This is a genomic window from Paenibacillus sp. FSL W8-0919, assembly GCF_038003785.1.
GTDB classification, from domain to species: Bacteria; Bacillota; Bacilli; order Paenibacillales; family Paenibacillaceae; genus Paenibacillus_AQ; species Paenibacillus_AQ lactis.
Window position 1 is genome coordinate 2,879,564 of the sequence record NZ_JBBOPV010000001.1, and the last position, 12,730, is coordinate 2,892,293.

Consider the following 12,730-nt stretch of genomic DNA (forward strand, 5'->3'; position numbering starts at 1 on the left):
AGACAGCATGGTGCATAAAAAAAGCTTTGGCGAGCATGCGTTTGATATAACCAATGTCGTTCTGCTGTTCACCTTGTCGGCCGTTACGCTGTACCCGATCGTTTACGTGCTGTTCGCTTCGATCAGCGATCCGAACCAGTTCGTGCAGCACCGGGGGATTTTGTGGTGGCCGGCCGGATTTTCCTTGGATTCCTACAAAATGGTGTTTGAGAATCCGAACATTCTAAACAGTTATCTGAACACGTTGTTCTATGTCGTCGCAGGAACGACGCTTAATATGGTGATGACTGCGCTCGGGGCTTACGGGCTATCCCGCCGGAACGTGATGTGGGGCAGCTTGATCATGATATTGATCGTGTTGACGATGTTCTTTGACGGTGGCCTCATTCCCAAGTATTTGATCGTTCAAGGACTGGGCTTGACGGATACCTATTTGGCATTAATTATCCCGAGTGCCATGACCACCTGGAATTTGATTGTGATGCGGACCGCTTTCCAAAGCGTGCCGGTATCGCTAGAGGAGGCGGCCCGCATCGACGGGGCCAATGACTGGACGATTCTATGCCGGGTGGTCATCCCGCTCTCGATGCCGGTGATGGCCGTCATGATTCTGTTCTATGGCGTGTGGCATTGGAATAAGTGGTTTGATGCGCTCATCTATTTGAGAGATCGGGATTTGTTTCCGCTTCAGCTCATTTTGCGGGAGATTCTGGTCCAGAACGATACGAACAGCATGATGACCTCGGTTGGCGGGGGAGACCGAATGCCCGTGGCGCAGACGATCAAGTATGCAACCGTAATGGTTGCAACGCTGCCGATCCTGTTCTTGTATCCGTTTTTGCAGAAATATTTCGTCAAAGGCGTCATGGTCGGCGCGATTAAGGAATAGGAGGGGAAACGGCATGTGGGAGCAGGCTATGGAGGACGCATGGAAGAAGACGCTTGGCAACCTTCGTCGTGCCCCCGGCTTGTTCCCCCACATTACCTCGGAGAAGAGGTATGAATGGGGGGAGAACCGGGATTGGATCGAGGGATTTTATACCGGGATGACCTGGCTCTGCTACGAATATACCGGGAAAGAGGAGTTCAGGGAATCAGCGCTTATGCAGGTGGAGAGCTTTCGGGAACGGCTGCATGTGACCCGGCGCAACCTGGATCATCATGACATCGGTTTTTTGTATCAGCCCTCCGCCGTGGCGGCATGGATCATCGACCGGGACGAGGCTGCCAGAACGCTTGCGCTGGAGGCGGCGGAGCATTTGATGCTTCGCTGGCGTCCCGAAGGGCGTTACCTGCAGGCATGGGGACCGAAAGGCGACCCGCAGAACGGCGGTCGAATCATCATCGACTGCATGATGAATCTGCCGCTGCTGTACTGGGCGTTCGAACAGACTGGCGACATGCGGTACCGTGAGGCCGCGGAGCACCAGGCGGACAAAAGCCGCCGTTATTTAATGCGGGGCGACGATTCGTCATATCATACGTTTTATTTCCGGGAGGAGAGCGGGATTCCGATCGGAGGCGGAACGCATCAGGGGTATCATGACGGATCCACCTGGTCCAGGGGACAGGCGTGGGCCGTGTACGGGTTCGCGTTATCCTATCGCTATACGCAAAATCGAGAATACCTGGAGACCGCGATAAGAGCCGCCCGGTATTTTATCGGACGCCTTCCGTCAGATGGAATTCCATATTGGGATTTTGACGCGGAGATTGCGGAAGATACGCCCCGTGACAGCTCGGCATCAGCCATTGCCGTCTGCGGCATGCTGGAAATCCGCTCGCTGCTGGAAGAAGACGATCCGATCAGGGCTGAGCTCGGCTCCGCGGCCGATCGTCTGCTGAAAGCGCTGGTCGAACGCTGTGCGACCCTGGACGACGACGGTGCGGAAGGGCTGTTGAAGCACGGATCGTACCATGTGCGGGGCGGGAGAGGTCCTGATGATTATATGATTTGGGGCGATTATTTTTATGTGGAAGCGCTGATGCGCAGCATCAACGGGAAAGCGGGGTACTGGTATGAACGACAGCGCGTTTGAGACCCGGGCGCTGAGTTCGTTGTCGAAAGTGTTTACGGATTCGGAATTGAATGATCCGCCATGTCGACGGACAAGCGCCTTGCGGCGGGAAATCGTGTCCTTTCAAACCGCCTACCGCACAGGGGAAAGGCTGAGGGATGTGCGTGTCGAGGCAAAGGCCCCCGAAGGGTTATCCGTATCGGTGTATGCGGTCGGGCTGGTTCCGTCCGAATTTCCGATTTATCCGGACCATGACGGGCATATCCTGCGGTCGACGCCGGGGCTCTACCCCGATCCGTTGTACCCGCTGGATCCGGAGAATAGGGTTCATTCCCCGGGAAATCAGTGGCGGTCCGTATGGTTGGAGGTTCAGGTGACGGAGCGGGCCGAACCCGGCATTCATGCGATCGAGGTCGTCTTTTATTCCCAGCATGGGGAAGAGCTTGGCGGGGAACGGTTTGAAGTGGATGTGATCCCGGCTTCCCTGCCGAAGCAGCGGCTGATCCGGACGGAATGGTTCCACTGTGACGGTCTGGCACAATTTTACGGGGTGGAGGTGTTTTCGGAGGAGCATTGGCGCTTGATTGAGCGGTACGTCGAGACTGCGGCGGAGCATGGCATCAATATGCTGCTTACTCCGCTGTTCACGCCGCCGCTGGATACCGCCGTAGGAGGAGAGCGGCTGACGGTCCAGCTTGTGGATGTGGAGAAGTCCGGTGACGGATATGCTTTCGGCTTCGATAAGCTGGAGCGCTGGATCAAGATGGGGCAGCGGCTTGGCATCGAATATTTCGAATTTTCGCATTTGTTTACCCAGTGGGGAGCAGCTCATGCGCCGAAGATTATGGTCCGGGAGGACGGGGAGACGAGGCGCCTCTTCGGTTGGGACACGGATGCGCTCGGGGCGGAGTATCGGGAATTCCTAGCCCGGTTTCTAAAGGAGCTTGTACAGCTGATCCGAGGGCTTGGCATTGAGGACAGGATATTCTTCCATGTATCGGACGAGCCCCATTTGGAGCATCTGGAGACTTACCGGAAAGCGGCGGAAATCGTGGATGTAGCGGTGGGAGATTATCCCCGGATCGACGCACTGTCCGATTATGCGTTTTATAAGGAGGGGCTGGTTCCGAATCCGATTCCGGCGACGGACAAGCTTCAGCCGTTTCTCGAATCCGGAGTTGCCCCCCTGTGGACCTATTATTGCTGCAGCCAATATAAACAGGTGGCAAACCGCTTCTTCTCCTTTCCGTCCGAGCGGAACCGCATCCTCGGGCTGCAGCTGTATAAGTACCGGATTAAGGGCTTCCTCCATTGGGGCTTCAATTTCTGGAACTCCCAATACTCTAAGCGGCCGGTGAACCCCTATCTGACCACCGATGCGGATATCGGCTATCCATCCGGCGATGCCTTTCTGGTATATCCGGGCGAGGACGGTCCCGTATGCTCCTTACGGATGAAGGTATTCCGCGAAGCGCTGCAGGATCTCAGGGCGCTTGAGCTGCTGGAGCAAACCATCGGGAGGGACGAAGTTCTTAACATGATTGAGGTGTCGCTCGAAGCGCCGCTGTCCTTTGAGCGCTACCCGCGGGATGCTGGATGGCTGCTGGATTTGCGAAACGCCGTTAACGAGCAAATCAGAGCAAGTATGATGGAACGATAAACCCGAAGTAAATCCTTGTGAGAGGGAGGAATGGATGATGAGCTTCAACTTCAAGCGCTGGCTGTCCATGGTTCTGGTCATCGCGCTTACGGCGGGGGTGTTTCCTGCGGCGGGAAGGCCTGTTTCGGCTCAAGGGGCGGCACCGGCCGGCAATTTGCTAATGAATTCGGATTTTGAAGCCGTAACGGCCAAGTCCACCTGGCTGGACCAGGTCGCGCCGGAGCATGTCAGCGAATGGAGGGCGGCCGGAAACCCGGTGTTCGCGGTGGATCAGGACGTGTATTATAGCGGGAGCCGCTCGGTTTCCATTTCCGGCACCGCTTCCGGCACCGACCGGGGAGCGATTACGCTGCCTGCGGCAGGGATTGAAGCCGGCAAGAGCTACTTGCTCACCGGCATGTATAAGCTCGAGCAGGTGACGGATCAGGTCGTGGTACGCTTTCAGTACAAGCGGAACGGCTCGAGCAGCATCAGCTATGCGGTCCAAGGGCAGAAGGGAACCCGGGATTGGACCCGCTTCAGCCATGTCATCCATGTCGCTTCCGATATGGATGCCAGCCCGCAGGGAAAGGTGGAGGCGTTTCTGGAAAAATCGGCGGGCACGGTATGGTTCGACCAGCTTTCCCTTCGGGAATATGTCCCGCTTGAGGAATTTACGCTCGATCCGCAGATCATCAGCTTGAGAACGGGCGAAGCCGGACGCATTCAGGCATCCTTTGCACCGGAGAATGCGTCCGATACCTTCCTGGAGTGGAGCTCCTCCAACACGGTCACGGCGTCGGTGTACCAGACGGGAGAGGTCGCGGCGCATCATGCGGGTTATTCGGTCATTTCCGCCGCCTCCCATTCGTCGGGCGTAACGAGGCAGGCCGTGGTCACGGTGGACACTCCACCCGGGTTGACTGCCGAGCCCTATGCGGGCACCGTGAATGAAAACGGCGTTTTGGACGGGCAGCTGACCGCTGCGGACAGCTCCGGTACCTCCGGCGGCTCCGTTTCCTTTGAGCTGGCGGCGGCGCCCCGCCACGGCACGGTAAGCGTCTCTTCCGACGGTTCGTTCCGCTATTACCCGAACCGGGATTACGCCGGCCCGGATTCCTTCCTGTTTGTGGCCATCGGCAAGGAGGGAGGGCCCGCCGCCGCGGCGGCCATGATCGAGGTGCTGCCGAAGGACGGGCCGCCCGTGCTTGACCTCCTGTGGTACTCCACCGGGAAGAACACGCCATTAGAAGGGCGGATAGGCCGTCTTCTCTCGGAGGAGGCTGTGGAGTGGACGCTGACCGGCGCTCCGCGCGGCGAAATGTCTCTAGCTTCGGACGGTTCGTTTACTTATACGCCTGCCTCGAATGATGTCGGCTACGATTCATTTGAAGTGACGGCAACGACGGCGTCGGGGAAATCGGCTACGGGCAAGGCCTATATTTTTGTTATACCGGATGAGACAGACTTGATGGGGAAGCTTGCATCCAGCGGCAACGAAGGCGTCCATCCGCGCGTTCTGGCGAATGCGGAGGATTTTGCCCTAACCCGCAGCCTGATCGGCAAGGATGAATACGTCACGGCTTGGTTTGAGCAGCTGAAGCGGGAAACGGATCGGCTGCTGGATGCGGAGCCGTACGGTTATCTTCCGAACGGGGGGAGCAACAGCAATGTGCGGGATTTGCTGATCCGTACGGCGATGATGTACCGGCTAACCGGGGATGAGGCTTACGCACAGCGGGCCGTGCAGGAACTTGAATCCGCCGCGTCGTTCCCGGATTGGGGAGGCCGCTATAACAATATGCTCTCCTTAACGTATATGACGCTTGGATTTACGCTCGCTTACGACTGGCTGTACGACGCCATGACGGAACAAGAGCGGAGCATGGTCCGGGAGGCGGTCATGAAGCATGCGTTCAGTCATGCACTCGCTTGGTACCGTGGGGAATTCACCCATAATGGGGAGTTCAACAACATCAATTTCGTGGATAACGGCAGCTTTGCCGTTGCGGCGCTCGCCATGCTCGGCGATGACGAGAAAGCGACTCAAGCCGGACTGGAAATTCTCCGGGGGTCCTACGGCAAGCTGCAGCATACGCTTCGATTCTTCGCGGAGGACGGCTCATGGCCTGAAGGGCCGCATTATTGGCAGTACGGGACCGAGTTCCTTTTTTATAAGATTGCTGCAATGCATAATACGCTCGGAACCGACTATGGCTTGGCGGAGCTGAAGGGCGTGAAGGCATCGGGGGAATATCCGCTGCATTTATGGGGGCCGGGAGGATTTTTTAACTTTTACGATTCGGCAACGCCGAACGTGCATCCCCAAACGCTCTGGATGGCCGATTTCTACGATCAGCCGCATTACGCCTGGTATGCGGGGGAGCTGACCCGGCGGGAAGGGGCTTTTTCCCCGTACTATCTGCTGTTCTACCGCCCGGGCATGTTTGACGAGCAGCCGGCAGCGCTCGACCGGGTATTTACCGGAATCGAATCGATATCCATGCGCAGCGGCTGGTCAAATCTGAACGATGCGTATGCCTCGATAAAGGGGTTTAACGATACGCTGCTCAGCCATATCGATATGGACGCCGGCACCTTTGTATTTGATGCGCTGGGAGAACGCTGGGCAACCGATTTGGGGATGGAGAATTACAGTCTCCCCGGCTTCTGGGATTATGCCGGCGGTCAACGCTGGACTTATTACCGCAAAGGCGCGCAGGGGCAGAACGTCATGGTCATCAATCCGCAAGAAAACCCTGTGTTTATGCAGGATTACGGCGCCAAGGCACCGCTTGTCCGGAGCGAATCCAAGCCTCGCGGCGCATTTGGCGTGATCGACCTGACCGAGCGGTATCCGAAGGATGCATGGTCCTACAAGCGGGGATTGATGCTGACCGGCGATCGCGAGCAATTGATTGTTCAAGACGAGTTCGAACTCAAGTCGCCGTCCGAGCTGTATTGGTTCATGCACACGGAAGCCGAGATCGACGTGCTCGGCAGCGGACAAGAGGCCGTGTTGACGCAGAACGATAAGAAATTGTACGTGCGGATGCTGGACGCTCCGGAGGGAGCGGCGTTTAGCGCGATGAAGGCTGAGCCGCTGGAAGGGACGCCGAATCCTTCGGGGCAAACCGTCAATCACGGCATTCGGAAGCTGGCCGTCCATATGGAGGGCGTGACCGGAGGACGTCTGTCCCTGTGGATGGTTCCGCTGACAGCCTCGGCACCGCTGCCGGAAGTGTCTCCGGACGTCCGCAGCCTCGATGATTGGACGATCCCGGATGGTCCGCTGCCTGAGAAGGTTCCGCTGCCTGAAGCCGAATCCATCCTCGTGGACGGGACCCCTCTCGCCGGATTTGACCCGCAGCGCACGTATTACGAATGGACAGTGCCGTACGGGGAGCGGTCGAAGGTGCCGAAGGTCGAGGCGGTGTCCGGTCATGAGGTTTCGGTCCAGACGGCTGAAAGTATTCCGGGAAAAACCTATATTGACGTGACCGATCCGTCGAGGCCGGAAGTGAGCAACCGATATACGATTGCCTTTACGGTCGGACCTTTGATCGGCGATCCCCCTCCGGGCTTCCGTCTGCCGGTCCGGGAGGTCACGGCCAGCGCAGTCCCTCAGGCGAACCAAGGCCATACGCCCGATAAAACGATGGACGGAGACATGATTACCCGCTGGACCTCGGAGGGACCGCAGTGGATTCAGTATGACCTCGGCGAGGCCAAGCAGGTTGGAGCGGTATCGATCGCGTTTTTCAGCGGAAATACGAGAAAGTCCTATTTCACCATCGATGTTTCAGTGGACGGTGTTCATTGGGAGCAGGTGTATGCAGAGGGGGTCAGCTCGGGATTGACGGCCGAACCGGAGGTGTTCCTTTTTCCGGAAGTCACCGCGAGGTATATCCGGATTAACGGTTCGGGCAATACCTCGAATCAATGGAATAATTACGCGGAGGTCGGCATATTTAAGCCGATGAGGGGAAACGCGGAAAACAGCATTTTACGTGATGCAGGTTAAGGAAGCATCTATAGCCTGCCAATCGAAAAGGAGCGTAGTCGAAATATGAACAGGATGATCGGCGGGAGAGGACAAACGCTGCGGCTCGGCTTCATCGGTCTGGGCAAGCGCGGCAAAAGTCTGCTCGAGCTGCTTGTAGAAATGCCGGACGTGGAAATTGCGGCCATATCCGATCTTTACGAGGATCGGCTTGAAGAGGCCGCGAGAGTGGTAACCGATATGGGCAGACCTGCCCCAGCCAGCTGCTCGGATTATCGCGAGGTCATCGGTCGCGAGGATGTTGAGGCGGTTATTATCGCCTCATCCTGGACCAGCCACAGCGAGATTGCCATAGCGGCCATGCAGGTCGGCAAGCCCGTGGCGTCGGAAGTGGGGGGAGCCGCTTCTTTGGAGGAATGCTGGCAGCTCGTGCGCACGTATGAAGCGACCGGCACGCCTTGCATGCTGTTGGAAAACTGCTGTTACGGCCGGGAGGAAATGGCGCTGCTGCATATGGTCCGTCAGGGAGTGTTCGGCGAGCTGATCCACTGCCAAGGGGCATACGGGCATGATCTACGGGATGAGGTTGCCAAAGGAATAGAGAACCGCCACTATCGCATCCACAATTACTTGCGCCGCAACGGCGACGTGTACCCGACGCATGGTCTGGGTCCTGCCGCCAAATTGCTGAATATCAATCGCGGAAACCGGATGACCAAGCTGTCCTCCATGGCGACCAAATCGCGCGGCGTAAGGGATTGGGCCCGCCGGCATTTGGGCGAAGACCATCCCGTGGCACGGACGGAGATGGCCCTTGGCGATGTCGTAACAACCATGATTCAATGTGCGAACGGGGAGACCATTCTGCTGACCCACGATACGTCGCTGCCCCGTCCATATTCCCGCGGCGGGCGCGTTCAGGGAACCCGGGGCATCTGGATGGAGGACGGAGGCGTCATTCACCTGGAAGGACGAAGTCCGCTCCATGAGTGGGAACCCTTTGAGCATTACCTTCAGGAATACGAGCATCCGCTGTGGACCGAATACATGCAAGACGGCGTGCGGGGCGGCCATGGCGGGATGGACTATCTGTGCCTCCGCGCATTTGTCGAGAGTGTTCTTCAGGAAAGGGAGATGCCGATCGACGTCTATGATATGGCGTCCTGGATGGCGGTGACCGCCCTGTCCGAACAATCGATCGAGACTGGAAGCGCCGCCGTTGCGATCCCGGATTTCACCAACGGGAAATGGATGAACAGGGAAGCGGCGGAACCCGCCGGCATTTCTTTTTAATACAAAGCCTGGCCTCGAGTCCGTTGCCCTTGTATTTGGCGATTCACCACACCAAAGCACCTAAGCTTTAAAATAAACTCTTGCAATTCCTTTGCCGTGTGTAATACAATGCTTTATAAATTCATAACAAGACATGCTGCAACAAGCAATGATGGAAAGAGTAAGCGACAGAAGCTTCCTGACAGGAAAGGGCTGCCACCGACTGAGAGCGCCCGGGTGAAGATTCTCCGCCGAAGTTCATTCCGGAGCCGGTATTCCGATAGCTCGCATTCCAAAGAATGGGAAGCGGTAGGTTTACCCGAGGCCCTCGCGTTAAGAGGTTCAAGTGAGATAAGCGAAGAAGGAACTGTTTTTTTGCATATCTAATAAGGGTGGTACCACGACTCCTCGTCCCTTGCGGCGGGGGGTCTTTTTTATTTATATCAGATCATACACATAAGGGAGAGATTCGATATGAGTCAAGGACGTTTGGAGCAATTGCGATCAGAGCTGGATTCCGTCAATTTGCAGCTGCTGGAGCTGCTGTCGGAGCGGGCGCGCCTAGCCCAGGAGATCGGGCAGGAGAAGCAGAAGCAGGGAGTGCCGAATTTCGACCCGGTACGCGAGAAAAAAATGCTGGATGCCCTGGTCGAGCACAACCACGGCCCGTTCGATAACGAAACGGTGCGGCATCTGTTCAAGCAGATCTTCCAGGCATCGCTGAAGCTGCAGCAGGTCGACCATAAGAAGCATCTGCTCGTCAGCCGCAAGAAGAAGAAGGAGGACACCTTGATCCAGCTTGGGGATACGGTCATTGGCGGCGGAACGCCGGTTATGATTGCTGGACCATGCTCGGTTGAGAGCTACGAACAGGTTCGCCAGGTCGCAAAGGCCCTGAAAGAAGCGGGCATCACCGTGATGCGCGGCGGGGCGTTCAAGCCGAGAACATCGCCGTATGATTTCCAAGGCCTGGGCGTTGAGGGGCTCAAAATTCTGAAGGAAGTGGCTTCCGAATTCGGATTGAAAACGATCAGCGAAATCGTGGATCCAGCTCATATCGAGCTTGCCTGCGACTATATCGATGTCATTCAGATCGGCGCCCGGAATATGCAAAATTTCGAGCTGCTCAAAGCAGCGGGCGACGTCAAGACCCCGGTTCTGCTGAAGCGCGGGCTTGCGGCTACGATCGATGAATTCGTGCATGCCGCCGAATACATCGTATCCCGCGGCAATACGCAGGTCATGCTGATCGAGCGCGGAATCCGGACCTATGAGAAGGCTACAAGAAATACGCTGGACATCTCGGCGGTGCCGATCCTGAAGCAGGAAACCCACCTTCCAGTGCTCGTGGACGTTACGCATTCTACGGGACGCAAGGATATTTTGGCTCCATGTGCAAGAGCGGCCCTCGCTGCCGGCGCGGACGGCGTCATGGTGGAGGTTCATCCCGATCCGGCGACCGCTCTGTCCGACGCGGCTCAGCAGCTGAATATTCCGGAGTTCCAGGACTTCCTGGACAATGTGAGAAAATCCGGCTTGCTGCCGGCGCACTCATTGGTATAACCAATTGGGAAATAAAGGGTTGACAAATCGCTGTTCATTCCCTAACATAGTTATCAATTCAATCGCATAATCCAAATGTTTCGATTAGAAATAGTAGAAGCGAAATGACTTTTCAGAGAGCCGTTGGCAGGTGCGAAACGGTAATGTCGTTCCCTTTGAACTCGTCTATGAACAGCTGCCTGACAATGTAGGGTAAGCCGGAGTTCCACCGTTACAGGGATAGATGGTGATGGCCATCGAAGAAGATCATTTTACTTGTAAAATGAATTAGAGTGGTACCGCGGGTTCAACCTCGTCTCTATAGCAGAGACGGGGTTTTTTTGTTGGTTAAATTCCGGGTTTAACCAACCCCGCTTGAAATAGATATAGATCAACGATAACTTTCCGGGGAGGAATCAGAAATGACACGAAGCATTATCGTCCTTGACACAACCTTGCGCGACGGAGAACAGGTACCGGGCGCGAAAATGAACGTGCACCAGAAGATTGAATTTGCCCAGCAGCTGAAACGGCTGAACGTGGACATCATTGAAGCGGGCTTTCCTGCTTCGTCGGCCGGGGATTTCGAGTCCGTCCGGGAAATTGCACGAACCGTAGGTGACAGCGTCTCGATTACCGCGCTGGCGCGGGCCGTGAAGAGCGACATCGACGCGGTGTACGAAAGCATCAAGCTGGCGCAAAACCCGCTGATTCATATCGTGCTCGGAACCTCGAATATCCATGTCGAGAAGAAATTCAACCGCTCCAAGGATGCGGTGCTGCAAATGGGCGTCGATGCGGTGAAATATGCGAAAACGCTGCTGCCGCAGGTGCAATATTCCACAGAGGACGCTTCCAGGTCCGACTTCGAATACCTGTGGACAACGATCGAAGCGGTCGTCAAAGCGGGGGCAACGATGATTAACATCCCCGATACGGTCGGTTATGCCGTGCCGGAAGAGTTCGGCGAGCTGATTCGCAAAATCAACGAGCGGCTCAAAAACCTGAACGATCAAGTCATTCTAAGCGTTCATTGTCATAATGACCTGGGACTCGCTACGGCCAATACGCTAGCAGCCGTGAAGAACGGCGCCGAGAAGGTGGAGTGCACCATCAACGGATTGGGAGAGCGCGCCGGCAATACATCGCTGGAGGAAGTGGTGATGGGATTGAAGGTGCGGGAGAATTATTTCAACGCGAGCACGAACATCCGGACGAAGGAGCTGATCAAGACCTCCCGCCTGCTGACGTATTTGACGGGGCTGGATGTGCAGGTGAACAAGGCCATTACGGGCGAGAACGCCTTTGCCCACTCCTCCGGCATCCATCAGGACGGATTGCTGAAGGATAAGCAGGTGTATGAGATCATGTCGCCGGAGGAGGTTGGCGCCGACAGCATGGAGCTGATTCTGACGGCCCGTTCGGGAAGACACGCCTTCCGAAACGCGGTCGAGAAGCTGGGCTTTGACGCAGGCGAGGGCGAGGAATTCGAGGCGCTGTTCGCGAAATTTCTTCAGTTGGCCGACGCGAAGAAGGAAGTGTACGACCATGACGTCTTTTACCTGGTTACGCATCACCGGACTTACGAAGACGCCGGCAGCCATCTGTATGAGCTGGATTCCTTCCAGGTCGTCACGAATGCCCTGCACCCTACGGCTACCGTCAAGCTGAAGAAAGGCGGGGAGACCGTGCAGGACAGCACGGTGGGAGACGGCCCGATCGATGCGCTGTACGGCGCCATCAAGACGATCGTTGGCCTGGACGTTGAGCTGAAGGATTACAAAATCAACAGCCTTTCCCGCGGCAAAGAGGCCATCGGCCGGGTTAACATCCGAATCGAGTACCAAGGGAAGAGCTATTCCGGCCGCGCGATGGACACGGATATCATCAAGGCCAGCGCGCTCGCATTCCTGAACGGAATCAACGCCGTGCTGTTGGACGCTGCGCAAGAAGTGCAGGCGTAGGCAAGCAAGGAGCGGAAGCGCAGGAAACCCCGTCTTACGGAAAGTGAGGCGGGGGTTTTCGCGTTTGGGTTGTTACGTGAGAATGGACCTTTGCTCAAGTCGGGGAATAGGCTGGCGAAGCTTATTGACCGATCGTTACAAAATATATATAATGAGCTGGAAACTTAGGAAAGGAGCCGTTTACAGTGAGAACAGCATAGCGTATTTTCCGGACGTTGAGGCCGGGCAGCATCGTCCTGCAGCCATTGCAGGCTTCGTTTAGACAGGGCGGGCGGCGATAAAGTCGTTTAAT

At 56.4% G+C, this 12,730-nt stretch carries 7 protein-coding genes and 1 other annotated feature; all 7 genes read left to right on the forward strand.

The window, feature by feature from the left end:
* Positions 1-7: 7 nt before the first annotated feature.
* The 7 genes from NST44_RS12835 (at position 8) to NST44_RS12865 (ending at position 12,438) form a co-directional block, all read left to right on the forward strand.
* Positions 8-889 carry a carbohydrate ABC transporter permease gene (locus NST44_RS12835; RefSeq protein WP_007127526.1) on the forward strand — a complete coding sequence of 294 codons (882 nt, stop codon included), beginning with the start codon at positions 8-10 and terminating at the stop codon, positions 887-889.
* A gap of 13 nt (positions 890-902) precedes the next feature.
* Positions 903-2,039: a glycoside hydrolase family 88 protein gene (locus NST44_RS12840; RefSeq protein ID WP_007127527.1), complete on the forward strand. Its 1,137-nt coding sequence runs from the start codon at positions 903-905 to the stop codon at positions 2,037-2,039.
* Positions 2,020-3,678, forward strand: a complete 1,659-nt coding sequence (locus tag NST44_RS12845) for a DUF4091 domain-containing protein (protein ID WP_007127528.1) — start codon at positions 2,020-2,022, stop codon at positions 3,676-3,678. Before NST44_RS12840 ends, NST44_RS12845 begins: the two co-directional genes overlap by 20 nt.
* A 34-nt stretch (positions 3,679-3,712) precedes the next feature.
* A complete protein-coding gene (locus tag NST44_RS12850) occupies positions 3,713-7,681 on the forward strand; it encodes a discoidin domain-containing protein (protein WP_213613531.1) in 3,969 nt (1,322 codons plus the stop codon).
* Positions 7,682-7,726: 45 nt separating this feature from the next.
* Complete coding sequence (locus tag NST44_RS12855) at positions 7,727-8,953, forward strand: Gfo/Idh/MocA family protein (RefSeq protein WP_210095003.1); 1,227 nt, start codon at positions 7,727-7,729, stop codon at positions 8,951-8,953.
* A 453-nt stretch (positions 8,954-9,406) separates the two neighbouring features.
* Positions 9,407-10,495, forward strand: coding sequence for a bifunctional 3-deoxy-7-phosphoheptulonate synthase/chorismate mutase (locus tag NST44_RS12860; RefSeq protein WP_007127531.1), 1,089 nt, complete (start codon positions 9,407-9,409; stop codon positions 10,493-10,495).
* Positions 10,496-10,566: 71 nt separating this feature from the next.
* Positions 10,567-10,798, forward strand: a binding site (T-box leader).
* Positions 10,799-10,896: 98 nt separating this feature from the next.
* Complete coding sequence (locus NST44_RS12865) at positions 10,897-12,438, forward strand: 2-isopropylmalate synthase (protein WP_213613529.1); 1,542 nt, start codon at positions 10,897-10,899, stop codon at positions 12,436-12,438.
* Positions 12,439-12,730: the final 292 nt, after the last annotated feature.

Coding starts and splice junctions, on each gene's coding strand:
- NST44_RS12850 (WP_213613531.1), top strand. CDS start 3,713: ATGATGAGCTTCAACTTCAAGCGCTGGCTGTCCATGGTTCTGGTCATC.
- NST44_RS12845 (WP_007127528.1), top strand. CDS start 2,020: ATGAACGACAGCGCGTTTGAGACCCGGGCGCTGAGTTCGTTGTCGAAA.
- NST44_RS12840 (WP_007127527.1), top strand. CDS start 903: ATGTGGGAGCAGGCTATGGAGGACGCATGGAAGAAGACGCTTGGCAAC.
- NST44_RS12855 (WP_210095003.1), top strand. CDS start 7,727: ATGAACAGGATGATCGGCGGGAGAGGACAAACGCTGCGGCTCGGCTTC.
- NST44_RS12860 (WP_007127531.1), top strand. CDS start 9,407: ATGAGTCAAGGACGTTTGGAGCAATTGCGATCAGAGCTGGATTCCGTC.
- NST44_RS12865 (WP_213613529.1), top strand. CDS start 10,897: ATGACACGAAGCATTATCGTCCTTGACACAACCTTGCGCGACGGAGAA.
- NST44_RS12835 (WP_007127526.1), top strand. CDS start 8: ATGGTGCATAAAAAAAGCTTTGGCGAGCATGCGTTTGATATAACCAAT.